General features: G+C 73.1%; 22 protein-coding genes. 6 read left to right on the top strand and 16 right to left on the bottom strand.

Annotated elements, in window-relative coordinates; genetic code table 11:
• The first annotated feature begins 34 nt into the window (after positions 1-34).
• Complete coding sequence (locus tag ACFYZ4_RS33240; RefSeq protein ID WP_390785635.1) at positions 35-1,033, top strand: AMP-binding protein; 999 nt, start codon at positions 35-37, stop codon at positions 1,031-1,033.
• A 105-nt stretch (positions 1,034-1,138) separates the two neighbouring features.
• Here the strand turns inward: ACFYZ4_RS33240 and ACFYZ4_RS33235 are convergent, their stop codons facing one another.
• From ACFYZ4_RS33235 to ACFYZ4_RS33220, 4 genes are all read right to left on the bottom strand, one after another.
• The gene (locus ACFYZ4_RS33235) at positions 1,139-1,924 is read right to left on the bottom strand and encodes an SDR family NAD(P)-dependent oxidoreductase (RefSeq protein WP_351288630.1); all 786 of its coding nucleotides are present in this window, start codon (positions 1,922-1,924) and stop codon (positions 1,139-1,141) included.
• 86 nt (positions 1,925-2,010) lie between these two features.
• Complete coding sequence (locus ACFYZ4_RS33230; protein WP_390785634.1) at positions 2,011-2,232, bottom strand: acyl-CoA carboxylase epsilon subunit; 222 nt, start codon at positions 2,230-2,232, stop codon at positions 2,011-2,013.
• On the bottom strand, positions 2,229-3,803 hold the full coding sequence (locus ACFYZ4_RS33225) for an acyl-CoA carboxylase subunit beta (protein WP_351288494.1): 1,575 nt from the start codon (positions 3,801-3,803) through the stop codon (positions 2,229-2,231). The genes ACFYZ4_RS33230 and ACFYZ4_RS33225 overlap by 4 nt, the downstream gene beginning before the upstream one ends.
• 186 nt (positions 3,804-3,989) lie before the next feature.
• On the bottom strand, positions 3,990-5,216 hold the full coding sequence (locus ACFYZ4_RS33220) for an aminotransferase class V-fold PLP-dependent enzyme (protein ID WP_390785633.1): 1,227 nt from the start codon (positions 5,214-5,216) through the stop codon (positions 3,990-3,992).
• A 373-nt stretch (positions 5,217-5,589) separates the two neighbouring features.
• Between ACFYZ4_RS33220 and ACFYZ4_RS33215 the strand changes: the two genes are divergently transcribed.
• Both ACFYZ4_RS33215 and ACFYZ4_RS33210 read left to right on the top strand, forming a co-directional pair.
• On the top strand, positions 5,590-5,757 hold the full coding sequence (locus tag ACFYZ4_RS33215) for a hypothetical protein (RefSeq protein ID WP_351288498.1): 168 nt from the start codon (positions 5,590-5,592) through the stop codon (positions 5,755-5,757).
• A 129-nt stretch (positions 5,758-5,886) separates the two neighbouring features.
• Positions 5,887-6,708, top strand: a complete 822-nt coding sequence (locus ACFYZ4_RS33210; RefSeq protein WP_351288500.1) for an AfsR/SARP family transcriptional regulator — start codon at positions 5,887-5,889, stop codon at positions 6,706-6,708.
• A gap of 15 nt (positions 6,709-6,723) precedes the next feature.
• Here ACFYZ4_RS33210 and ACFYZ4_RS33205 read toward each other — a convergent pair whose 3' ends face one another.
• The 4 genes from ACFYZ4_RS33205 to ACFYZ4_RS33190 form a co-directional block, all read right to left on the bottom strand.
• Positions 6,724-8,817, bottom strand: a complete 2,094-nt coding sequence (locus ACFYZ4_RS33205) for a condensation domain-containing protein (RefSeq protein WP_390785632.1) — start codon at positions 8,815-8,817, stop codon at positions 6,724-6,726.
• A gap of 54 nt (positions 8,818-8,871) precedes the next feature.
• Positions 8,872-9,810, bottom strand: a complete 939-nt coding sequence (locus tag ACFYZ4_RS33200) for a 4'-phosphopantetheinyl transferase superfamily protein (RefSeq protein ID WP_390785631.1) — start codon at positions 9,808-9,810, stop codon at positions 8,872-8,874.
• Entirely contained in the window at positions 9,807-10,769 is a 963-nt protein-coding gene (locus tag ACFYZ4_RS33195; RefSeq protein ID WP_390785630.1) for an SRPBCC family protein, read from the bottom strand. Before ACFYZ4_RS33195 ends, ACFYZ4_RS33200 begins: the two co-directional genes overlap by 4 nt.
• A gap of 76 nt (positions 10,770-10,845) precedes the next feature.
• Positions 10,846-12,117 (bottom strand): helix-turn-helix domain-containing protein, encoded by a 1,272-nt coding sequence (locus tag ACFYZ4_RS33190; RefSeq protein WP_390785629.1) that lies wholly within the window; start codon positions 12,115-12,117, stop codon positions 10,846-10,848.
• Between the two features lie 457 nt (positions 12,118-12,574).
• Here ACFYZ4_RS33190 and ACFYZ4_RS33185 point away from each other — a divergent pair, with 457 nt between their 5' ends.
• Both ACFYZ4_RS33185 and ACFYZ4_RS33180 read left to right on the top strand, forming a co-directional pair.
• On the top strand, positions 12,575-12,865 hold the full coding sequence (locus tag ACFYZ4_RS33185; protein WP_351288510.1) for a hypothetical protein: 291 nt from the start codon (positions 12,575-12,577) through the stop codon (positions 12,863-12,865).
• Between the two features lie 376 nt (positions 12,866-13,241).
• Positions 13,242-13,682: a hypothetical protein gene (locus ACFYZ4_RS33180; RefSeq protein WP_384341081.1), complete on the top strand. Its 441-nt coding sequence runs from the start codon at positions 13,242-13,244 to the stop codon at positions 13,680-13,682.
• A gap of 28 nt (positions 13,683-13,710) precedes the next feature.
• Here ACFYZ4_RS33180 and ACFYZ4_RS33175 read toward each other — a convergent pair whose 3' ends face one another.
• From ACFYZ4_RS33175 to ACFYZ4_RS33140, 8 genes are all read right to left on the bottom strand, one after another.
• Positions 13,711-14,841, bottom strand: a complete 1,131-nt coding sequence (locus ACFYZ4_RS33175; protein ID WP_390785628.1) for an FAD-dependent oxidoreductase — start codon at positions 14,839-14,841, stop codon at positions 13,711-13,713.
• Positions 14,842-15,045: 204 nt separating this feature from the next.
• Positions 15,046-15,882: an AfsR/SARP family transcriptional regulator gene (locus ACFYZ4_RS33170; RefSeq protein WP_351288516.1), complete on the bottom strand. Its 837-nt coding sequence runs from the start codon at positions 15,880-15,882 to the stop codon at positions 15,046-15,048.
• 318 nt (positions 15,883-16,200) lie between these two features.
• Positions 16,201-16,380 (bottom strand): hypothetical protein, encoded by a 180-nt coding sequence (locus tag ACFYZ4_RS33165; RefSeq protein ID WP_390785627.1) that lies wholly within the window; start codon positions 16,378-16,380, stop codon positions 16,201-16,203.
• The gene (locus ACFYZ4_RS33160) at positions 16,370-17,110 is read right to left on the bottom strand and encodes a ScbR family autoregulator-binding transcription factor (protein WP_390785626.1); all 741 of its coding nucleotides are present in this window, start codon (positions 17,108-17,110) and stop codon (positions 16,370-16,372) included. Before ACFYZ4_RS33160 ends, ACFYZ4_RS33165 begins: the two co-directional genes overlap by 11 nt.
• 127 nt (positions 17,111-17,237) lie before the next feature.
• Positions 17,238-18,113: an AfsR/SARP family transcriptional regulator gene (locus ACFYZ4_RS33155; RefSeq protein WP_351288522.1), complete on the bottom strand. Its 876-nt coding sequence runs from the start codon at positions 18,111-18,113 to the stop codon at positions 17,238-17,240.
• Between the two features lie 259 nt (positions 18,114-18,372).
• Positions 18,373-19,041, bottom strand: coding sequence for a ScbR family autoregulator-binding transcription factor (locus tag ACFYZ4_RS33150; protein WP_384341075.1), 669 nt, complete (start codon positions 19,039-19,041; stop codon positions 18,373-18,375).
• A gap of 236 nt (positions 19,042-19,277) precedes the next feature.
• Complete coding sequence (locus tag ACFYZ4_RS33145) at positions 19,278-19,952, bottom strand: ScbR family autoregulator-binding transcription factor (protein WP_351288526.1); 675 nt, start codon at positions 19,950-19,952, stop codon at positions 19,278-19,280.
• A gap of 193 nt (positions 19,953-20,145) precedes the next feature.
• The gene (locus ACFYZ4_RS33140; protein ID WP_384341073.1) at positions 20,146-21,435 is read right to left on the bottom strand and encodes a cytochrome P450; all 1,290 of its coding nucleotides are present in this window, start codon (positions 21,433-21,435) and stop codon (positions 20,146-20,148) included.
• A gap of 459 nt (positions 21,436-21,894) precedes the next feature.
• Between ACFYZ4_RS33140 and ACFYZ4_RS33135 the strand changes: the two genes are divergently transcribed.
• Positions 21,895-22,881, top strand: coding sequence for a ScbA/BarX family gamma-butyrolactone biosynthesis protein (locus ACFYZ4_RS33135; protein WP_390785625.1), 987 nt, complete (start codon positions 21,895-21,897; stop codon positions 22,879-22,881).
• The last annotated feature ends 112 nt before the right edge of the window (positions 22,882-22,993 follow it).

Genomic DNA, 22,993 nt, shown 5'->3' with positions numbered 1-22,993 from the left:
GCCCCGGAGTCACGACCCGCCGCTGGGAGGCCGCATGAACGCCACTCCGGATCATCCGGAGCTCGACCAGTTGTCCGCCGACCTGGCCGCTCTGCACGGACGGATCGGGCTCGACCCGGCCGCCGGGCGGCCCGAGCGTCGGGACCGCATCGACATCCGCTTCGCGGCCGCCGCCGCCCGCCATCCCACCCAAGTCTGCACCCGCGACACCACCGAGCAGACGACCTACCTCGAACTGGACTGGCTCGCCGACGACATCGCACGCCGCCTGTCGGGCCGCACGGGACCCGGCGCGGCCGTCGCCGTCCGCGCACGGCGCTCCTGCACCGTCCCCGCCGCCGTGGTGGGCGCACTGCGCACCGGAGCCGCCGTACTGCCACTGGAACCCGGACACCACACCGGCCTCCAGGAACACCTGATGCGCCACGCCGGCGTCGAGATGGTCCTCTCCGACAGCGGACTGCTGCGCGACGAGATCCCGCTCGCCAAGGCCGGCAGATTCGTCATCGCCGCGCGCCCCGAGACGGCGACCGGCCGCGAAATCCCCCCGCACACGGCCTTCCTGGCCCTGCCCGCCGGCGGCGATCCCGGCCGGGCCCTGACCCTGCGGCCCGTCACCCACAGGGACGTCCTGGCGTGGGTGGACGCCGTGATCCCGATGCTGGAGTCGGGGCCGGACGACGTGTGGACGTACTTCCACTCCCTCAGCCTGGACCTGGGCATGCGGGAGATCTGGGCACCCCTGCTCAGCGGCGCCCGCACCGTCGTCGTCGACCGCGACACCGCCTCCGACGCCCGCGCCTTCGCCCGGCTGCTGACCCAGCAGCAGGTGAGCGTGGTGACACAACTGCCCTCCGCCTTCACCCGGCTGACCGCGGCCGCCCGCACCAGCCGCAACACCCTGCCCGCGCTGCGGCACGTACTGCTCTCGGACGAACCGGTGGACACCACCGCCCTGGCCGACTGGCGGGACGCCCGCATCGCCCCGCAGGCCGTCGTCTGGGACGTTTCGGGGCCGCCGACCACCCTGTGAACAGCCGGGAAACCGGCAGCAGGAAAGGGGGGAGGGCCGCGGACGATCGACCGCCCGCGGCCCTCCCCCCTTTCCTGCCGCCCGGCCCCCGGGCGACAGCCGACCTCAGTAATTCCCCATCCCCCCACACACGTTGAGCGCCTGGGCCGTGATGGAGGCGGCCAGATCAGTGGTCAGATAACCCACCAGAGCCGCCACCTCCTCGGGCGTGGAATACCGGCCGAGCGGGATCTTGGACTCCAACTGCTCCTGCACGTACTCCTCGGTGGTCTCCCACGCCTGCGCGTACCCGCTGCGCACCCGCGCCGCCAGGGACGTCTCCACGTACCCGGGGCAGACCGCGTTGACGGTGGTACCGGTCGGCGCGAGTTCCTTGCCGAGCGCCTTGGTGAAACCGACCACGGCGTGCTTGGACGCGGAGTACGGGGCACCGAGCAGAACCCCCTGCTTGCCCGCGGTGGAGGCGATGTTGACGATCCGGCCCCAGGGCTGCGCACTGAGACCACCACTGGTGAGGACCTCCCGCGTCAGCAGGAACACACTGTTGAGGTTGGTGTCGATGACGTCGTGCCACAGCTCGTCGGTGATCTCCGCGGTGACCCCGCCGCCGCTGCGCCCGGCGTTGTTGACCAGGACACTGACCGGTGCCCCGTACGCCGCCACCGCGGCGGCGACCAGCGACCGTACGGCGCCGCGGTCGCGCACGTCGGCGGCCGCGCCCTCCACGCTCAGCCCTTCGCCCTGCAGGTCGGCGACGGTCTGCTTGACCGAGGACCCGGTACGCGCGCAGACGAACACCCGGTGGCCGCGGGCGCCCAGGTCCCGGGCGACGGCCAGCCCGATGCCGCTGGTCGCCCCGGTGACCAGCGCCACAGGCCGTTCGGGAGACATCTCTCTCGTCTTCACGCTCATCCTTGTTCCCTCCGTCGCTCACCAGACGTCCAGAGCGTGCCGCAGGGCACTCGGGGCGCGACGGATCAGCGCTCGCGCCAGGTTCCCGCGCGCCGGAACCCGCCGCCGCGGTCCCACCCGGCCGCCTCCGTACGCGGCGGATCCGGCCGCCCGGCCGCGCGCCGGCCCAGCAGGGCGCTCAGGACCGCCAGCACGGCCGCCGTCTCCACCGCATCGGGGCGCCCGCGCACGAACCTCCACGGCTGCGCCCCCGCCCCGACGACGGCCGCCGTCTCCCCGGCCGTCATACCGGCGGGTTGCCGTGCTTGCGCGACGGCAGGTCGGCGTACTTGGGACGCAGCATCGCCAGCGCCCCGACGAGCACCGAGCGGGTTTCGGCCGGGTCGATGACATCGTCGACCAGACCGCGCTCGGCCGCGTAGTACGGATGCATCAGCTCGGTCGTGTACTCCTTGATCTTCTGCGCGCGCGTCGCGTCGGGGTCGGCGGAGGCGGCGATCTCCCGGCGGAAGATGACGTTCGCCGCGCCCTCGGCGCCCATGACGGCGATCTCGTTCGTGGGCCACGCCAGCGCCAGGTCCGCGCCGATGGAACGGGAGTCCATGACGATGTACGCACCGCCGTACGCCTTGCGCAGCACCAGCGAGATCCGCGGGACGGTCGCGTTGCAGTACGCGTACAGCAGCTTGGCGCCGTGCCGGATGATCCCGCCGTGCTCCTGACCGACACCGGGCAGGAAACCGGGAACGTCGACCAGGGTGACCAGCGGGATGTTGAAGGCATCGCAGAACTGCACGAAGCGGGCCGCCTTCTCGCTCGCCTGGATGTCGAGGACCCCGGCGAGACTGGCGGGCTGGTTGGCGACGAAACCGGTGACGTGCCCGTCCATCCGGGCCAGCGTGCACACCACGTTCGCCGCCCAGCCGGGCTGCACCTCGAAGTGCTCGCCGTCGTCGACGACTTCCTCGATGACCCGGCGGATGTCGTACGCCTGCTGCGGATTGGCCGGGACGATGCCGGCGAGCGCCTCGGTACGCCGGTCCGCCGGGTCGTCGCCGTACTCGCGCGGCGGTGTCTCGCGGTTGTTGGACGGCAGCAGCGAGAGCAGGTGCCGTACGTCCTCCAGGCAGCTCTCCTCGTCGTCGTAGGCGAACGCGGCCACCCCGGAGACCGCGGCGTGCACGTCGGCGCCACCGAGACCGTTCTGGGTGATCTCCTCACCGGTGACCGCACGCACCACATCGGGACCGGTGATGAACATCTGCGAGGTACCGCGGACCATGAACACGAAATCGGTGAGCGCGGGGGAGTAGGCGGCCCCGCCCGCACACGGACCCATCATCACGCTGATCTGCGGGATGACCCCCGAGGAGCGGGTGTTGCGCTGGAAGATGCCGCCGTAGCCGGCCAGGGCGGACACACCCTCCTGGATCCGGGCGCCGGCACCGTCGTTGAGCGAGACCAGCGGGGCGCCGGCCGCCTCGGCCAGGTCCATCACCTTGTGGATCTTCTCCGCGTGGGCCTCGCCGAGCGCCCCGCCGAAGATGCGGAAGTCGTGCGCGTACACGAAGACGGTACGGCCGCCCACCGTGCCCCAGCCGGTGACCACACCGTCGGTGTAGGGCCGCTTCTGCTCCAGCCCGAAACCGCTCGCACGGTGCCGGCGAAGCGCCTCGATCTCGTGGAACGAGCCCTCGTCCAGCAGCAGGGCGATGCGTTCGCGGGCGGTGAGTTTGCCCTTGGCGTGCTGCGCCTGGGTGGCCCGCTCGTCGGGGCCGGCCAGGGCCAGGGCCTTGATGCCGGCCAGTTCCGCGGCGGGGTCTCTGGCCGGCAGGGTGGACACGTCGGTGATGGTCATGTGGATCCTCCAGATCTGAAGACCGGATTGCGGCCACCGTCACGCGCGGGGCTCAAGACGCCGTGGAAGTCCCCTCGAACCCCGTACGAGACGTGGTCCGGGCACCGCCCCGGCGTGCGGGCCCCGCGCCCCGAGGGCGCGGTGGCCTGAAGGCGGGGGTGGGGGCCCGCCCGAGTGCGGCAGGGCTCAGGTCGCCCGGTGCAGGATCAGGTGGCGGCGGCCGGCCGGCTTCGCCCGGTACGGCGACGGCCCGCCGGGGCCGTCCGCGCCGACCGCGGCCGGCGCCGCGGCGAAGACCGCGCCGCTGCGCTCCCGCTCCTCCCGCCTCTCCCGCTCCTCCCGCAGGACGTCCCGCAGGGCCTGCTCGAAGCGGTCGATGTCCTGTGCGCCGTTGTCGTGGTGCACGGACGCACGGACGGCCGTGGCGCCGTCCCGCGCGGCCGGGTGGAGCGGGTTCTCCTGCGCCACGCTCTTGCGCAGGACGACCCCGCGCCGGGCCAGGCCGCGCCGGATGAGCGCGGCCGGGACCTCGCCGTGACGGAACGCCAGCATCCCGGCCTGCTCCCGGCCCGGCGCGAGCAGTTCGATCCCCGGCGTCCGCTCGACGACGGCGCGCAGCCGGGGCAGGAGGTCCTCGCGCGGCAGGCGCAGGGCGGCGGCGTGGTGGGCGAGGGCGGCGTTCAGCGCGGCCACGGCCGCCGGGGCGGGCGCCGGCGGGCGGCCGCCCCACACCCCGGGCGCGGCGTAGGCGAAGCCCACCGCGTCCGGGCCGCGCAGGAACCGCCAGCCGTCCGCGGTGACCAGGTGCGCTCCGATGCGCGCGGCGTCGACGGGGAGCTGGCCGACGGAGTGGGAGGCGTCGACGGCGTACCGGGCCCGGTGGGGGGCCAGGATCCGGCCCACCCGCTCGAGCGGATTGACGGTTCCGCAGGCCGAGGAGACGTGGACCACCGAGACGAGGGCGACGTCCTCGTCGATGTGGTCCCGCATCCAGTCCAGGTCGAGGTCGCCGTCCGCGCGCAGCGGGACCACCTCCAGCCGGCAACGGGTGCGGTCGCGCAGGGAACAGAGGGTGGTCAGGTGGTCCACGCCCTCGTGCGGGGTGGTCCAGATCCGGTCGCCGGGGCCGAGCTCCGTGGCGGAGACGAAGGCGTCGAAGGCCGCGGCCGCGCCGGTGGCCAGGACCGTCTCGCCGGCCGGGACGCCCAGCAGGTCGCCGAGGCGGTCGTGCACCTCGGTGTCCAGGACCGCGCCGAGGTGCTCCTTCAGCGCGCGGCTCCCGAAGCGGTCGTCGCGGGCCGTGCAGGCGGCGAGCACGGCGCGCACGCCGTCCGGCATCCGGCCCGTGCCCGCCGTGTCCAGGTGGGCCGTTCGTTCCGTGTCGTACGTCGGCGCATTCGTCGGCGCATTCATTCAGGGGCCTCCCCCCGCAGTCGGGGCCGTGGCACGTCCACGACCCTGTGTTCCACGTATTGCCAGAACGCTTGGCAATACATTGCCTATTGCTCGGCGGTCTTGGCAATGCCCGCTCCGGCAATGCTCGAGTTCCGGCCCCTTGGCAATTCCTGGCACATCCCCGCCCGCCCCCTGTCAAAGCAACGTCCGTGCAGGTCACGGCAATTCAGGCAGGCGGCGCATGCACACAAAGGGCGGCCGGCGGGCACTGGCCGCCCTCCCCTCCAGCTTTTCTCAAGCGATTGACGAGCAAATCCCGAGCAGACGTTGCCAATCTTCTTGGCAGAGGACTTGCCAAGAAGATTCACCACGTTGCCACGGAGGAGCCACCATGAAGAACATCGCCCGCATCGTCGCCACCGCCACCCTCGTCGCCACCGCCGTCCTCACCGCGGGCACAGCCGCCCACGCCGACGGCCCCATCGACTGGCCGGTCCCCCCGACCTCGGCCGGCACCCCCGCCGCCGGACCCGCCACCGCCCTGATCGACTGGCCGTAACCGCTCGGCGGAGGCTCGAAAGCCACTACAGGAAAGAGATGGAGCACATCCACCCCGGCTAGCGTGCCTCGAACGGGGGCAGCTCCTTGGCCACCGGAGGAAAAGAGCCAAGGAAGTACGGAGGAGACCGTGAGAATTCAGGTTCTGGGTCCGCTGAGCGCAGAGGTCAACGGGGGATCCATCGTTCCGACCGCGGGCAAACCAAGACAGCTCCTGTCGCTTCTCGCGCTCTATCCAGGGCGCGTCATACCGGTTCCCACCCTCATGGAGGAGATCTGGGGAACCGCGCCGCCACAGAGCGCGCTGACCACCCTGCAGACGTACATCCTCCAATTACGCAGACGACTGGGCACCGCCATGGGCCCCGACGCCCCCGGCGGCGCCAAGGACGTACTCGTCACCCGGCACGGCGGCTACCTCCTGCACATACCCGAGGACGACGTCGACGTGCACGACTACGAACGCCTCGTCCGCGAGGGCCAGTCGGCCTTCGAATCCGGCGACAGCCAGGTCTGCGCCGCCCGCTACCGGGCCGCCCTGGACCTGTGGCGGGGCCCCGCCCTGGTCGACGTACGCGTCGGACCGATCCTCGACATCGAGGTGATGCGCCTCGAGGAGAGCCGCCTGGTCACCGTGGAGCGGCGGATCGACGCCGACCTGAGGCTGGGCCGGCACGCCGAACTGATCGCCGAGTTGACGGAGCTGACCGCACGTCACCCCCAGCACGAGGGACTCCACTCGCAGGTCATGGTGGCCCTGTACCGCTCGGGCCGGCAGGCCACCGCCCTGGACGTGTACCGCCGGCTGCGCGGCCGCCTGATCGAGGACCTGGGCGTGGAACCCTCGCCGCAACTCCAGCGACTGCACCAGGCCATGCTCGCCGTCGACCCGCAGCTCGACGTCCTCGCCGGACCCCGCCGCACCTCCACCTTCGACCTCTACGCCGCCTAGACCCTGCGGGCGCGTTCAGCCGCGCCGTACGGCCACCCCCGCGAGCCCCCGGGCGAGCGCCTCCGCGCTGCTCCGGGGACCGCCGAGGCCCGTCATGACGACACTCACCGGCGATCCGGTCCCGTCCGCGAGAACCCGCGCCAGCTCGTACGCCGCCCCCGCGCCGGGCCCGCACCCGCCCAGCACCAGCCGCCTGCCGCAGGCCGCCAGTTCGGCGAGCGCGGCGGGCACCGCGCCGGGCAGCGCCGCGCCGGGCGGATCGTGCAGGTCCACCACCACGACCGTCTGCGGGCCCCGGTGGTCGCGGGCGAACCGCTCGTAGCAGCCGCCCACCACCCCCGGGACCAGCACCAGACAGATCACCTCCGCCGAGGCCGACCCGCCGCGCAGCGTGCGCAGCGAGGTACGCCGCACCGCCGGCGGCCGGGCGGCCATGGACGGGGCTTCGACCTCCGCCAGCAGGCCCAGCACCGCCCCGACCGTGGGATCGGCGTCCGGCAGATCGGTCAGGGCCCGCAGCAGGCCGACGCACTGCCCCAGAACGGCGGCGGCGTCCGCGTCGGCCATACACGCCCGGTCGTAGACGGCGTCGAGCACCAGCGCGCCGCCGCTCTCGTGCCGGGCGACCACCGTGACGGGCACACCCCCGCCGGCGCCGACCGACCGCGGCGCGTCCACGCCGACGCCCTGCGCCTGCAGTTCACGCACCGCGTCGGCCCCCGGATCGGCCGGGCCGTCGAAGACGACGACGGTGTCGGTGAGCCGCTCGCCCGGCCCCCGGCCGCTCCACTCGCGGATGCGGTCGGCCGACACCCACGGATAGGCACCCATGTCCAGCCGGGCGTCGTGCACCTGCCGCAACAGACCGGCCAGCGGGGCCGCCGGATCCACCCGCACCGTCATCGGCAGCGCACTGCCGAGCAGCCCGGGGATACCGCCCGCGCCGGGCAGCGCGATGTCACCGCCGCAGACCCGCACCCCGAAACTCACCGCCAGGGGACCCCCGGCCGCCGCCGCCCGGTACAGCAGCAGCGCCCACACCACGTGCAGGGCGCTGCTCTCGCCGACCCCCCGCGCCGCGGCCCAGGAACGCAGCCGCGGCCCGTACGGGTCCTCCAGCCGCCGGCTCAGGCGTCCCTCGCCGCTCTGGCGGGTGGCCGGGCCGGGGCGTCCCGGCGCGGTCGCCGCCCCGCGCGGGGGCGCCGCACGCGTCCACAGCTCCCGGGCGCCCTCGGTGCTCTGCCGGGCCAGCCAGCGCGCGTGGTCGCGCAGGTCGGGGCGGCGCTCACCGCCGGGCAGGGCGCCCGCAGCCAGGTAGGCGCGGTAGAACGCGCGCAGCAGGAGGTGGACGCCGCGCTCGTCGAGCAGGGCACGGTGGCAGGTCAGCAGCACCCGGGTGGGCGCCCCCGGGTCCCCCTCCAGCAGGGTCAGGCGCAGCAGCGGCGGACGGTTGAGGGCGAACCCCTGCGCCCGGTCCGCGTCGAGGAGTTCCCGCCAGGTGGTGTCGGCGCGGGTGCGGTGGACGATCTCGACTTCGGCGTACGGATGCAGCAGCAGCCGCGGCACCGCCGTCCAGTCGAAGGCGGCCCGCAGGATCGACTCCCGCCCGCAGACGGACTGCCAGGCCGCGTCGAAGCGGCCCCGGTCGAGCGGGCCCGACCAGTCCCAGTGGACCTGCTCCAGGTACCGGTCCGGCCCGTCGGCACGGGTGACGGCCTCCGCGAGCAGTTCACGCCGCTCCCCGGACAGGGCCAGGGGCTCACCGGCGCCCGGGTACGGGCCCAGCAGATCGGCCAGCAGCTCGGGGCTCAAGCCCGCGGGCCCCGGCGAGGCGGGCCCCGGCGAGGCGGGGCTCGGCAGGGCGGGGCCGGGCGTGCCGGTGTCCGGGAGCAGGCGCAGGGTGTGCCGGCCCGGACCGTGGCCCTCCAGGGTGACCCGGAACCGGCGGTGGCGCTCGGCGATGCGGGCGGCGAACATCTCGGCGTCCGCGTCGTGGCGCAGCCCCCGCAGGCCGAGGACGAGCGCGGACCCGGGGGCGGCGCGGCCCGCCTCGTGCACCACCGCGAGGACCGGCCCGGGCCCGTCCGCGGCCTTGTCAGTCACCGACACGGACACGACAGCGGAAAACCGACGCGCAGGGCACCGCGGAGCGTTCCCCTGCGTTCACCGCGTCCGCCTTCCCTCGCCCCACCCGGAGGTCACCGGTCGCAGAAAGGGTAAGTGGTCCCCGGGCCCGGGCCCCCTTTCCTCAAGTGGCGCTGCAGCGCTTCGCGAACCGGTGTCGACCTGCGCCTTCCCGTCCGCCGGCAGGGCGGGCAGGCGCCGGTGCGCGACGCCGACCAGATAACGCTCCAGGACGCGATGGGCGGTGAACGCCCACCCCCCGCCCCCGTCCCCTTCCCCGTCCGGCGTGCCCGCCAGGACCACACGGCCCCGCTCGTCGCGCTCGAACCCGAAGGTCGGGAAGTCGCGGCGCGGCCCGTGCCCGAGCGCCCTGGCACGGGCCTCCTTCAGCGTCCACAGCCACAACAGCCGGGCCCGGCGCTCGCTCACGGGCAGCGCCTCCAGTGCCGCACGTTCCGCGGCGGTGCACAGCTGCCCGGGCGCCACCTCGACGGCGACGTCCCGGTCCGCGGGCTGCGCGTCCACACCGATCGGACCGCCACGGCTGACACCGACCACGATCAGCTCACCGGTGTGCGCCAGGCTCACCTCCAGGTCCCCGCCCGCACCCCGCACCAGAGGCTGCCCGTCCGGCTCGTAGCCCAGTTCCACGGTGTCCACGGGAACGTTCAGCGCGGCCGCGGCGGCGTGCTTCACCACGAACCGCGAGACGGCGAAACGCATCCGGCCGGCCGCGGCCGCCGTCTGCCGGTAGCGCGGCCAGTCGCGCCCGAGCAGGGGCCGCAGCGCGGGATCGAGCAGCACGGCGGCCAGCCACTGACCCCACGTCGTACAGATCACCGCCCGGCCGGTGTCGTCGAGCCGGTCGCCCACCTCGTCCCACGGCCCTTCGGGACCGGCAACGTGCAGGGGCGCGTCGGGCGGCTCCGGGCGGGACCCGGCGGCAACCATGCTCACGATCTCCTCCTCGTGGCTCATCGCAGACGGCGTACGGCGCTCTGGGCGTGCCACCCGGCCAGGCGCAGCGTCTCCGTACCGGCCCGCCCCAGCCACGCCCGTACGTACCGGCGGGCCTCCACGAGGTCGGTGCCCGCCCCCAGCACCTCCTCGACCGCCTCCTCCCGCAGCATCACCCGCCGCGCGCAGACGACCCGTACGCCGACCCCGTCCGGGACCAGGGACCACTCGCCGCTGTGCGCGGCGATCAGCCGGGGCGTCGTCAGCTCCTTGTCGACGATCCGCGCGGCCGCGGGGAAGCACAGCCGCACCGACCGGGTGGTGACCGTACGCCCGCCGGGAGCGGCGCAGGTGTCCACGGTCGCCAGCTGCACACCGGGTACGTCCTCGCTCACACCGACCGATTCCACGTGCGGGACGCGCTCGGGCCAGTCCCCGATCCGGTAGAGGAAGTCGTAGACCAGCTCGGCGGGGCCGTCGACGCGCACACTGTCCTCGAAGGAGAACAGCAGCTGATCCAGGCGCTCCCAGCGCTCCGCGACCGCCTTCACGTGGGCGAGCCGCTCGGCCTGCTCCGCCTGCCACTCCCGCCGGCTGCGCTCGGTCTCGGCGGCGGGCAGCCCTTCCAGCGTCCGTTCCTGACGCAGCGTCACTTGCGATTCGGTCTCGCCGAGCGCCTCCACCGTCCACACGCCGGCGGTGGGCACGCCCGGGCGGGCGGTGTCCTCCTGCTCGAACCCGACGGTCCTGGCGTGCGGGTCCAGCACCCGGCGCATGTGGAAGGAGCGGACCCTCCCGTCGCGCACGTCCCAGACCCGCAGCCGCTCCCGGACCCCGTCGAAGTCCATCCGCTCGACGTGGACGTACGAGGGCAGCAGAAGGGGCCAGCGGACGGCGTCGGCCAGCAGTCCGTAGACCACGCCGGCCGGGGCGGCCACCCACGCCGTCCGCTCGCTCGCGTGCACGCGCTGCGACGGCATGAGACGTACCCCCTGATCGTTCCCGCGATGCGTTCCAGGCTGCACCCCAGGCTGCACCAGGGGACTTGAGGCTTCCTCAACCGCCGACGGCCGAGGCCCCGCTCAGCCGCCCGGCCCGAACGCCCTGAACGCCCTGACCGGCCTGACCGGCCTGGGTCAGTGCGTCGGCCAGCACCCGCCAGATCTCGGCGGCGAGGTCGATGTTGGCGTCCTCCTGCGCCTGTTGGGCCAGATCGCGCAGGCCCTGGATCCCGGCGGGGTCGCCGCCGAGGATCAGCAGCTGATGGCGCAGGATCTCCAGCCGCACCCGGCCGCGGTACGTCATCCTCGGCTGGTCGGCGGCCAGTTGACCGAGCAGGGCGCGCGCGTCGTCGTACTGCCCGGTGGCGAACGCGAGGTCGGCCTTGAGCGCGGTCAGGTCCTGCCGCAGGGCCGGCGTACCCACGAAGGCGAGGGCGGCCTCGGCCTCGACGGCACGCCGGCGGGCCTGCTCCGGATCGGCGGGCAGCTTCTGCAAGTGCAGCCGGGCCGTGGCCAGCCGCAGCCGGATCCACAGGACCAGGTCCTCCTGGCTGCCGAACCGGTCGAGGGCATCGTCCAGGCAGGCCTGCGCGCCCGGGTAGTCGCCCTGGCGCATCCGCACGGCGGCAGCCGTCCACATGGCCTCGGCCCACAGCGCGTCGGAGCGGCCCTCGACGAGGACGGTCAGCTCGTCGGCATGCACGCGGGCGTCGCCCATCCGGCCGGCCTCGGCCTGCACGGACACCAGCGCCAGCAGGGCGGTGGCCCGGTCCTCCACCCCCAACTCCTCGCCCAGCGCGATCCGGTGCGCCTCGACGGCGGCCTCCAGGGCCGGGTTGATCTCACCGATGGACCGCAGGCAACGGGCCAGCCGGGTCAGGCCCCGCACGCGCAGCTCGCACACGCCCACTTCCTCGCCGAGCGCGACCAGCCGGGTGAGCCGGTCCAGCTCCAGCGCGTGGTCGCCCTGCACGCGGGCGGCCCGGGCGAGGAGCCACAGCGCCTGCCAGCGCAGCACCGGCGGCTCGTGCCCCTCGGCGGCCAGCGCCAGGCGGAGGGCCTCGATGGCGTCGGGGGAGCCGGTGGACGCCGCGAGGGTGAGCGCATGGGCCAGCGAGCCGGTGGCCGGCTCCTCGAAGTCGGCCGGTTCCAGGCCCAGTCGGCCGGCCAGGTACCCCACGGCCCGCTCGGTCGGCTGCCGTGCGCCCGACTCCAGACGGGACAGGTAGCCGGTGGACATGCCCTCGCCGGCCAGCGCCGTCTGGGACAGGCCCTGGGCCATCCGGAGCTTTCTCAGGCGGTGTCCGAACGCGGGCTGTCGCAACATGAGCATCCCTGAGGTCGCGGGCAAGAAATCTGTCGGGAACCGGCATCGAGCGTAGGACGCCCGGCAACACGCGGGCAAACCTTTGCCAGGGGTTCGCGACGGCTCTCATGCGCACGTCATGCGTTCCTCAAGCGTTCCTCGAACCGACCGAGGCAGACTCTCCAGAACCCGGCCCCGGCACCGGCCGGAGCCCGCTCTTCTCGCATTCAGCGCCTTGGAGTCGACCATGAGGCCATCGGTGTCCCCAGCCCCCCGGCCCGCCGACCCGACCGAGAAGACCCACCCGGACGACGACATCGGCTGGCCCAGACGCCGAACCCCGCCCACGTCCGGCGGCTCGGCCCGAGCCGGGTGAGCCGTTCGTGAACACGCCCGCGCCGCCAACCCTTTGAGGGACATCACCGCCCTCGGCTACGTTCGATGCTCCGGGAACCGTTCCACCGAGAGGCCGTCCGCCGTGCACGACCCATCGACCGCCGAGCACCCCAACGACATGCGGCAGACGCCCTCCTGGTCGCTGACGGTGCCCCTCACCGGCGCGGCGTGCGCCGTGCTCCACTTCGGCGGCGTCTGGTCCTGGTGGGCCCTGCTGTGGCTCCCCCTGCTCGCCACCGCCGTCGCCGGCATCGTCATCGAGTGGCGGGTACTGGCGCGCAACCGCTGGCGGATGGGAATCATCGAATGGCTCCTGTTCACCACCGCCCACCTCGGCTCCGCCGCCGCGATGGGCCTCATCCTCGGCCTGTAACGCCCCGCCGGGCACCGCCCCGAGACCGCCAGACCTCGCCGTCGCGGTCCTGGTCCTGGTCGTGCAGGCGCTGGTCGAGATCGCTCACCCAGCGCCGGGCCCAGCCCCGCAGTCCAGCCGTCTCGTCCTCGGTGAGGCCGTACGCGGTGAACTGCCGGCAGCCGCCGGCGCAGGTCGCTCAGCTTCACGCGGCGACGGACCGCGCGTTCGCGAGCCCGGGAAAGGCTTCCTCCCGCGGTTCAGCAGCGCCCCGCCCGTCCCCGGCACCGCAGACGCGATGAACCGCCCCGCGCTCTCCCGCCGCCCTGCGGGCACCGCGCGTTACGGATCGGTCACAGCCCCTTCCCGGCCACCCCCGCCGCGACAGAGTGGCGCGATGCGCACCTACCGCACCACCGCTCTGCTCGCCGCCGTCGGATGCCTCGCCCTCACCGGGTGCAACCCGCAGGCCGCGGACACCGGCACCGGCACCAGCACGACGAGCACCGGCACCAACCCGGCGCCCGCCGCGCCCCCCGCTGCCACGACCGCCGCGCCCGCCCCGGCCGGCAGCGCCGCCCCCGCGCCGCCGAAGGGGGGAAAGCCGGCGGCCGTCGTCCCCCAGTTCGTCGGCCAGGTCCTCCAGACCGCCCAGGACGGCGCGCAGGCCGCGGGGTTCTACCTCCTCTCCTCGCACGACGCGCTCGGCAAGAACCGCAACCAGGTCCTCGACCGGAACTGGAAGGTCTGCACGCAGACCCCGGCCGCCGGCACGGCCACCGGCACCGACACGAAGATCGACTTCGGCACGGTGAAGAACGAGGAGTCCTGCCCCTAGAGGAGGACCGCCCGCGCCGGCCGGCGGGTCATCGGCCCTGCTCGGTGATCATGTCGATCAGGCCGTGGGGCGTGTTGTCACCCGAGAAGATCTCGGCGAGCTCGACACCCTCGAACGTCGGGACCTCGGCGCTGCGCACGAACATGGCCTGCTCGTACTCGCCGAGCGCGGTCTCCACGTCGCCGGGGTGCGCGGCGAGGCCCTTGCCGAGTTCGGCGCCGTCGAGCAGGGCCAGGTTGGCGCCCTCGCCGTTCGGGACGCCGAGGTGCGCGGCGTCGCCGAGCAGGGTCACCCCCGCCACGCGGTCCCACCGGTGCCCCTCCGGCAGGACGTAGTGGGGACGCAGGACCGGCGGGGTGTCGCCGTCGGTGATCAGCGCGGTGACCTCCGGCGCCCAGCCGTCGAACTCCCGCGCGATCCGCGCGGTGGCCGCGGCGGCATCGGTGAAGTCGATGGCGGCGAACCAGTCCAGCGGCCTGGCCAGCGCCACGTAGGTGTGCAGGGTGTCGCCGCTCTCCCGGTGAGCGAAGATCTCCCTGCCCGGCGCGGGCACCATCAGCATCCCGCCGCCGACCGCCTTCGCGGTGGCGGGATGGCGGGTGTCGGCGTCGAACAGGTACGTCTCGACGAACGACGTCCCGGCGTACTCGGGCGTGGCGGCGGACAGCAGCGGCCGCACCCGTGACCACGCGCCGTCCGCGCCGACCAGCAGGCCGGTGACGACGGTGCCGCCGTCGGCGAACGTCACCTCGTGGCGGCCCCCGCCGAGGGCCCGGACGCCGGCGGCCTTGTGCCCCCACCGGACGGTGCCGGCCGGGAGCGAGTCGAGCAGGATCCGGCGCAGTTCACTGCGCAGCACCTCGGGACGCCCACCCGTGCCGTCGTCGGCCTTGTCGAACAGGACGCTCCCGTCCCGGTCGAGGACCCGCATCGCCTCCCGGCCCTCCAGGACGATGGCGCGGAACTCGTCCGTCAGACCCGCCGCCTCAAGGGCGAGCTGCCCGTTGTAGTCGTGGATGTCGAGCATCCCGCCCTGCGTGCGCGCCGCCGGGGAGGACTCCGCCTCGTAGACCGTGACCGGGATGGCGTGGACGTGCAGGACGCGGGCCAGAGCGAGTCCGCCGAGTCCCGCGCCGATGATCGTGACGGGTGTGTGCATGGTGGGGCTCCTTCGGGACCGGGCCGCCCGGTGGATCCGGCCGGCCGTCTCCGCAAAGCTGTCAAGGACCGCCAACAAGTCGCCGACAGCGGACCGACAGTCGCCGCCACCCCCCGACAGACGGCCGACAGCCGCCACCCCGACACCCGTCGCCCCCCCGGGTCGCCCCGCCGCCCGGGCCGCCCGGGCCGGCCGGGCCCGGGCTCAGACCGCGTACAGGTCGAACGTCGATCCCCGCTTCGGCCCCGCCTGCACGTCCAGCGCCGGATCGACCGTCAGCATCGCCTGGTGCAGCCGCTGGAGCTGAGGCGAAGGCTCCACTCCCAGGTCCTCGATCAGCCGGCCCCGCAGCCGCCGGTACACGTCCAGGGCCGTCGCCTGCCGCCCCGACCGGTACAGCGCCACCATCGCCTGCGAGTGCAGCCCCTCGTGCTGCGGATGCCGTGCGATCAGCTCGGTGAGCTCGGCCAGCAGCTCCGTGTGCCGGCCCAGCCGCAGGTCCACGTCGATCCGCCGCTCCACGGTGACCAGCCGGCTCTCCTCCAGCCGCATCACCTCGATCTCCAGGATCGGGCCCACCCGTACGTCGACCAGCGCGGGCCCCTGCCACAGCGTGAGCGCCGCGCGCAGCATGGCTGCGGCGCTCTCGTCGTCGCCCCGCTCGAACTCGCTGTGGCCCCGGGTCACGAGGCTCTCGTACTCGTGCACGTCCACCGCCTCCGGCGGGATCTGCAGCAGGTACCCGCCGTGCCGCGTCACAAGGACCTCTTTTGCGCCACCGGCACTGCCCGGGCCGCCGCCGCCCGGACCCATGGCGGTACCCAGCTGCCGGCGCAGTTGGAGTATGTACGTCTGCAAGGTCGTGAGAGCGCTCTGCGGCAGGTTGGTGCCCCAGAGCTCCTCCATGAGCGTGGGCACCGGCACCACCCGGCCCGGGTAGAGGGCGAGGAGCGTCAGGATCTGCCGCGGCTTGCGTGCGGTCGGAACGATCGAACCCCCGTTGACCTCGGCACTCAACGGACCCAGGACCTTAATCTTCACGGTCTCCTCCGCAAGTCGTCGACTCCCTCGTTTTTCGGCCTTCGACTCGGGGCACGGTAGCGGTACTTGAGCGATGTCACCGGATTCTCAAGCCCCCTTCGAGCCCCTCTCCACACCCCCGTCCCGCAACCGTGGAGCAGGCCCGCACCCAGGCGAAACACCACGCGAACCCGGCCCGGGGGAGGGGCACTTCACCCGGGCCCCGACCGGGCGCCGACCACACCGGAACACCACCACCCGCACCAACGCGAACGCCGGACGTCACGTACCCGTCCGGCCTCCGTACGCACTGCCCGTGCCGGGCACGCCCTGCGACATCTACGGGAGTTGCGCGCCCGCCGCTTCGGCCCCGTCCGCGTCACCGGGCAGCACCACGCCCGCCCGCACGGCACCCGGCGGCGTCACCCCGTCCTCGTTCCTCCCGACGGCCACCGCACCACCACGGGCCGTCCTTCCCAGCGGCGCCGCCCACAGCGGTACCACCGTCTCACCGCTCACAGGCCGCTCCGCCCGCTCCACCGCCCGCCCCCTCCCGCCCTGCCCCCAGGCATTCCGCGGCCCCGTCGGACCGCGGCCCGCCCGCCGCGCAACCCGGCGCCCGCGTCCGGTACTTCCGTACGCTCCCGGCCTCCACCAGGCTCGGCAGCAGCAGGGCCCACAGGGCCGCCACCTTCCGCTGCAGCTCCCGGTACGGCATCCCGGTACCGGACATGACCTCGATCCCGCACGCCACTGCCGCCACCAGCGCCTCCGCGCCCTCCCACTCGCGTTCCGCCGCCGGCAGTTCACCCGCGTCCCTCGCCAGCCGCAGCAACGTACCGACCGCCGAGATCCACGCCGCGTGGAAGTCCACCACCACCGACTGGGCCCCGACCGGCCCCCGCGGCCCCGCCCCGCACTCCTTGGTGATCCGGAAGCTCGCCGCGACCGCCGGATCCTCGTACAGCGTCCCGGCCAGCCAGTGCGTGATGTCGATCAGCGCCTGCAACGGCGAGGACCCCGACTCGCGCAGGGCCCGCACCTCGTCGTGCAGCAGGGTGTACCCCCGCTGCTGCACGGCCTCCGCCAACTCGTCCTTGGAGGCGAAGTGAAAGTACAGCGCCCCCTTCGTCACCCCGGCCGCGCCCGCGATCTCGCCCAGCGTCGCGCTGGCATAGCCGTTGCGGTGGAACCTCTCGGCCGCGGCATGGACCAGCCGCCTACGGGTTCGCTCCGACCTCTCCTGCACCGAGCCGTCCCCTCTCGCCCCGCCGCCGGCCGACAGGGCCCCGCGCACCTCCACGGCCCCTGACAGACCGCAGAGCGAAGGCCCCTAAGGCCTCGGAGACCTCAACACCCCACACACCTCACACACTTCAGACCCGTACGAGCCGCTCGCCCCCGGGCTCGACACCCGGCTCGGCGAGGCCCTCGGGGCCCGCCATCAGGATCGAGCGCTGCAGGCGCCGCAGCGCCACGGACGGCTCCAGCCCCAGCTCGCGCACCAGCGTCCCGCGCAACCGCTGGTAGACGTCCAGCGCCTCGCCGCGCCGCCCCGAGCGGTGCAGGGCGAGCATGAACTGGCCGTGCAGGTTCTCGTGCGTGCGGTACCGGCTCGCCAGCACGGTCAGTTCGGCCAGCAACTCCCGGTGCCGGCCCAGCCGCAGGTCCGCCTCGATCCGCTGGTCGAGCGCGCACAGCCGCGTCTCCTCCAGCCGTCTGGCCTCCATGTCCAGCTGGACCCCGCCCTGCACGTCGGCGAAGGCGGGCCCGCTCCACAGGGCCAGCGCCTCGCGCAGCAGCCGCGCCGCGGCGGGGAAGTCGCCCGCGTCCATGGCGCGGTAGCCGGTCCCGGCGAGCCGGTCGAACTCCCGCACGTCCAGGACTCCGCCGCCGCTGCTCAGCAGATAGCCGCCCGGCAGGGTGACGAGTATGTCCTTCGCGGTCCGCACGGGATCGCCGGGATCGCGGGGATCCCGCGGATCCGCACCGGCCTTGGCGCCGTCGGCCGCGCTCCGCTCCAGAGCGGTCGCGATGAGGGCACGTAACTGCAGGACGTACGTCTGGAGCGTCGTACGGGCACTGCGCGGCGGTTCGCCCGCCCACAGCTCCTCGATCAGCGCCGATACGGGCACCACCTGGTCGGCATGGAGGGCCAGGAGCGCCAGGACCTGCCGGGGCTTGGGGGCGGTCGGCGTGATGGAGATCCCGTTCTCCCGCACAGCCAACGCGCCCAGTACATCGATGTCCACGCCGTACTCCCCTGTCCTTGGATGAGTCGTACAGCAAGTAGAAAACAGGACCGACGGTTTGTCAATATCAAACCGGCTGTGCTGTTTTGCAGACCGACGCAACCTGACGACCCCTCAAAAACCCGCTCCCAACTGGGATTTCATGTGCTCCCGCACGCCCCGCAGCGGCCTCCACGCCCCTTGATCACCCCTGCCGGGAGCCCGATAACCGACCCTCACGACTCTTCAAACAGACCAACCAGTCTGGTACGGGGCCCTGTTACGCCGTGGAACCGCGGCCGGCTTCACCAGCCGACGACCCTTCCGCCACCAGCCCGCCCAGCGTCCCGTCGGCCGCGAGCCGGGGGAGCGTCAACGTCCAGAACCGGCTGAGGGCGTGGGGCGCGAGCCAGTCCCGCTCGCGGGCCCCCAGGGCCTCCAGCCCCACGGTGGCGGCCACCACCACGCCCGCCGCGTCCTGCGGGGACAGCCCCTCGGCCAGCACGCCCTGCCGCGCCGCGGCCCGCGCGAGCGCCTCGACCCACAGGCGCCACTGACGGCGCAGATCGATCGCGCTCCTGCGGGAGGCGTCCGCGCACAGCAGGAAGCCGGCCCGCACCACCACGTCCGCCGCGAGCAGGGCCATCAGGGCGTGGGAGGAATCCACCAGCACCTGCAGGGCGTTGCCGTCCACCGCCCCGGACGAGGCCGCGACGGAGCCCCACCGCTCGGTGGTGACCTGCCGCAGCGCCTGCGCCGCCCGGTCCTCGACGGCCCGGGCGAGCACGGTCTTGTTCTCGAAGTGGAAGTGCAGCCCGCCGGCGCTCACGCCGGCCCGTCGGCTGATCGCCGCGATCGACGCGGTGACGAAACCCTGCTCGGCGAACACCTCCGCGGCAGCACGGATCAGAGTCTCTCGCGTGCGGGCCGCACGCTCCTGCTTGACCATGGAGTCTCCACAAACCGTCAATGCGGTTTGCCCAGGGGGGTACAAGATCTTGTCGGCCACCGTCTGTGGTCGCACCGGAGCACGGCTTGTGTCCCGCTGGAGCCGACGTGCGTAAGAGGCGTACGCCAACCTGCTCTGCGGCCGCACTCCCCCCGTCGTATACCCCGGTCGCGCGCGTCTTCACCGCGCGTCTTCACTGCGTGGTCTTCGTCGCCGTCCGCACCGCGGGCGCGGCGTCAGGACAGCGCCGGCTCGGGTTCCTGCGCCGGGTCGGTCCCGATCCCCATCTCCGCGGTGACCCGCCGCCCCCGGTCGGGGCCCAGGTCCAGCCTCGCGAGGACCGCGGGCGTGGAGATGCTCGGGTAGATGTGCTGGTAGACCGCGGCCACCCGCTGTTCGAGGTCCGTCCGGTCGTTGAGGGTCTGGGAGAAGATCTGGGCGCCCGTCCAGCAGGCGGAAAGGATCCAGGCCGTCTCGGCGGGATCGACGTGGGGGAGCAGTTCGCCCTGCTCCTTCGCCTCGCTGAGCAGGGCGCGCGTGAACTCGATCCAGCCCGGTACGGACCCTCCGCCGAAGATGTCGCGCATGCCCGGGCCCAGGGAGAGCCGGGCCCCCGCGCTGAGCATCGGCTCGTGCTTCATCCGGTACGCCAACACCATGGCGACGTCGGCGAGTTCCTGGAGCTTGCTCTCCCGGTGGGGCACCCCGCCCTCGGCGAACTGCTCCTCGAGCACGCCCTGGGCCAGCTCCTGCTTGGAGGCGAAGTGGAAGTAGAGGGCGCCCTTGGTGACCCCCGCCCGCGCGAGGATGTCGGCGATGGTGGCCGCGTCGTAGCCGCGCTCGTCGAAGACCGCCGCCGCCGCTTCCAAGATCGCGCGACGCGTACGTACCGCACGCTCTTGCCGTGCCACGGTGCCTCCGTTGTCCATGGGTCGTGCTGACGGATCCCCTGACAGGATCCGTCACCCCATCATCCGTCACCTCATCAAAACCAACCAGAAGGTCCGTATTTTAGTCAAGCGCCTCTCCCCAGCCGGACATCACAATCCGTCACCTCTCCACCAAAACCCCACAACCCCTTCCCTCACTTCCCTCCCTTGCGCCTCACACGCCCCGGTTCCCGGCCCCCAGCACCACCGGCAGCTCCCGCAGCCCGTTGGAGATGAACGAGGCCACCCGCGGCAGCTCCCCGCCCTCCACGGTCGCCAGCTCCGCCGCCGGGAACCTCTCGAAGAAGCGCTCCACCGCGATCGCGCACTCGGCCCGCGCCAGCGTCGCGCCCAGGCAGTAGTGCGTCCCGAAGCCGAAGGACAGGTGCTGGCCGCGCGTCTCGCGCGTGACGTCGAACCGCTCCGCCCCCGCCCCGTGCAGCTGCGGATCCCGCCCGACCGAGCCGAAGGACACCAGGATCGGGTCCCCCTGCGGGATCACCACCCCCTCGCCCATGTCGATGTCCTCCACCGCGAACCGCAACAGCCCGTACGAGGCCGGCGGTTCGATGCGCAGCGCCTCCTCGACCACGTCCTCCCAGGAGCCGCGCCCCTCGCGCACGTGCGCCAACTGCTCCGGGCGGCGCAGCAGTTCGTGCAGGGCGGTGCAGATGAGGTTGACGGTGGTCTCGTACCCGGCCGTGAAGAGCAGGATCAGGTTGTCGACCAGCTCCTTCTCGCTGAGCCGTACCCCCTCCTCCTCCCCGTCCGAGTCCCGGGCGGCGATCAGCACGCTGGTGATGTCGTCTGCGGGGTGCGCCCGCCGGTACGCGACCACGTCGGCCATCGTCACGTCCATGTCCGCGGCGTTGCGCAGTGCGTCCTCGACCGTGATCGTCGTGTCGAAGAACCCCTTGATGATCTTGTGCAGGGGTGCCCACGACCGCTCCGGGATCCCGAACAGCTCGAAGACCATCCGGGTCGGCAGTTCGTGCGCGAACCCCGCCCGCAGATCGACCGCCCGGCCTGGCGGCAGCGCGGCCAGGCCGTCCAGCAGCCCGTCCACGACCTCCTCGATCCTCGGCCGCAGGGCGGCCACGCGCCGCGGGGTGAACGCGGCGGCGACCGGCTTGCGCAGCCGCGTGTGCTCCTCCCCGTAGGCGGTGATCATGTTCTGCACGGAGACCCAGATCGACAGCGGCCACTGCGCGCCGACCTCTCCGCTGATCCACGCCGGCCAGTGCCGGTAGGCGTCCTTCGAGACCCGCGGATCCACCAGCAGCCTGCGGATGTCGGCGTGCCGGTTGACGGCCCATCCGGTCACCCCGCCGGGCAGCAGTACCTGCGTCGCCGGCGCCTGCTCACGGATGCGCGCCGCCTCGGCGTGCACGTCCGCTCCGGAGAGGTCGATCGCTATGGGGCACTGACGGTTCATCTGACGGCTCTCCAGGATGGCGGCGAACATCGGTCACAGGGGGCAGCGGACTGCCGACACCCTGCGTTCAGAAACCATCCATCCGGTTCTTTAGTGACCGGCGGCGGCCCCGATTCTGACATTGCCCCACCCTGCCTGCCAATGGTTTGCCGGACGGGTTCCGCCACGTGACGATCACTCAAGGGCGGCCAGAACGTCGCCTGTTGAACAACATGTGACCAAGGCCTGCCGGACCGGCGCATATGACCGGAAGGCCTTCTCCCACTTGGGCCGTGATCGCCCGCATCGCGACCGACTGCCGCCATCCTGATATTCGCTGGTCGACGTCACGACGGCTCCGCCCTGTCTTGATCGGCCACCCCCGGCCATGGCGCACGAGCGACATCAACTCTCCTTCCATACCTTGCAAACCAAACCGGAGAGTACGTATCTTGCGTTTCGCGTACGCAACCCGTCCCATCCGTCAAACGGCTCTGCGGGAGAGGTCCCATGACCATGCTGACGACCCGGAACCACGCGCCCGCCCTCCCGCTCAGGGGAGTGGGAGAACCCTGGACGCGCTGCAACGAGGCCCCAGTACTGACCACCACGGTGCCCAGGGAGTACGTCCACCGCAGCTCACTCGCCGAGGTCTTCCTCACCGGCTGCGACCGCATCTGCGACGACACCTTCTCCCTCACCGGGCAGTGGCCCCGCGCCCACACCTTCTTCACCAGCGCCGACGGCCGCGGCCACGACCCCGTACAGGCCGGCGAGACCATCAGACAGGCCGGCCTCTACCTCTGCCACGCCGTCTACGGAGTCCCCCTCGGCCACAACGTCCTCCTCTGGAGCCTGGACTTCACCTCCCGCCCCGAACAGCTGCGCATAGGCCGCGGCCCGAGCGAACTCGACATGACCGCCCGGTGCACGGACTTCATCTGGAAGGGCAGCCGCTTCTCCGGCTTCCTCCAGGTCGACATCCACCGAGGCGGCCAACTCGCCGCCTCCGGCACCGCCCGCTTCACCTGCGTCGCCCCCAGCACCTACCGCCGACTGCGCGGCGACCGCGGGCACGCCGGCTTAACGCGCCCGCTCGCCCGCCGCACGCCCGTACCCGCCGCCTGCGCGGGCCGGCTCGTGCCCTTCGACGTGGTCCTCGCACCCGCCGACCGGCCCGGCCGCTGGCTGCTGAACCCCGACCTCGACCACCCGATCCTCTTCGAGCACGCCAACGACCACCACCCCGGCATGGTCCTCGTCGAAGCCGCCCGCCAAGCCGCCTGCGGACTCCACCTCCCCGGTACGTTCACCCCCACCGGCCTGTCCACCGAGTTCCACCAGTACGCCGAACTCGACGCCCCCTGCTGGGTGGACGCCACCGTCGTCGCACCCGGCCGCGTCGAGATCACCGGCCACCAGAACGGCAGCACCGTCTTCACCTCGACGGTCACCGGCCGCCACGAAGAGAGCCACGCGATGTTCCCCCTGCGGTGACCCGCGCAGCCCCACACCGGCCGGGCCGCCACCCCTCGCGGTGACACCCGCCCCCCACCACACCCCCCGCCCCCCGGCGCGCCGGCGTCCCCGCCGCCCCGAAACCCCTCGA

It is taken from the genome of Streptomyces sp. NPDC001513 (genome assembly GCF_042894695.1).
In the GTDB taxonomy this organism is placed as follows: Bacteria; Actinomycetota; Actinomycetes; order Streptomycetales; family Streptomycetaceae; genus Streptomyces.
This window is presented reverse-complemented; position numbering and strand designations above follow the sequence as displayed.

Coding starts and splice junctions, on each gene's coding strand:
- ACFYZ4_RS33240 (WP_390785635.1), top strand. CDS start 35: ATGAACGCCACTCCGGATCATCCGGAGCTCGACCAGTTGTCCGCCGAC.
- ACFYZ4_RS33235 (WP_351288630.1), bottom strand. CDS start 1,924: ATGTCTCCCGAACGGCCTGTGGCGCTGGTCACCGGGGCGACCAGCGGC.
- ACFYZ4_RS33230 (WP_390785634.1), bottom strand. CDS start 2,232: ATGACGGCCGGGGAGACGGCGGCCGTCGTCGGGGCGGGGGCGCAGCCG.
- ACFYZ4_RS33225 (WP_351288494.1), bottom strand. CDS start 3,803: ATGACCATCACCGACGTGTCCACCCTGCCGGCCAGAGACCCCGCCGCG.
- ACFYZ4_RS33220 (WP_390785633.1), bottom strand. CDS start 5,216: ATGAATGCGCCGACGAATGCGCCGACGTACGACACGGAACGAACGGCC.
- ACFYZ4_RS33215 (WP_351288498.1), top strand. CDS start 5,590: ATGAAGAACATCGCCCGCATCGTCGCCACCGCCACCCTCGTCGCCACC.
- ACFYZ4_RS33200 (WP_390785631.1), bottom strand. CDS start 9,810: ATGAGCCACGAGGAGGAGATCGTGAGCATGGTTGCCGCCGGGTCCCGC.
- ACFYZ4_RS33195 (WP_390785630.1), bottom strand. CDS start 10,769: ATGCCGTCGCAGCGCGTGCACGCGAGCGAGCGGACGGCGTGGGTGGCC.
- ACFYZ4_RS33190 (WP_390785629.1), bottom strand. CDS start 12,117: ATGTTGCGACAGCCCGCGTTCGGACACCGCCTGAGAAAGCTCCGGATG.
- ACFYZ4_RS33180 (WP_384341081.1), top strand. CDS start 13,242: ATGCGCACCTACCGCACCACCGCTCTGCTCGCCGCCGTCGGATGCCTC.
- ACFYZ4_RS33175 (WP_390785628.1), bottom strand. CDS start 14,841: ATGCACACACCCGTCACGATCATCGGCGCGGGACTCGGCGGACTCGCT.
- ACFYZ4_RS33150 (WP_384341075.1), bottom strand. CDS start 19,041: ATGGTCAAGCAGGAGCGTGCGGCCCGCACGCGAGAGACTCTGATCCGT.
- ACFYZ4_RS33140 (WP_384341073.1), bottom strand. CDS start 21,435: ATGTTCGCCGCCATCCTGGAGAGCCGTCAGATGAACCGTCAGTGCCCC.
- ACFYZ4_RS33135 (WP_390785625.1), top strand. CDS start 21,895: ATGACCATGCTGACGACCCGGAACCACGCGCCCGCCCTCCCGCTCAGG.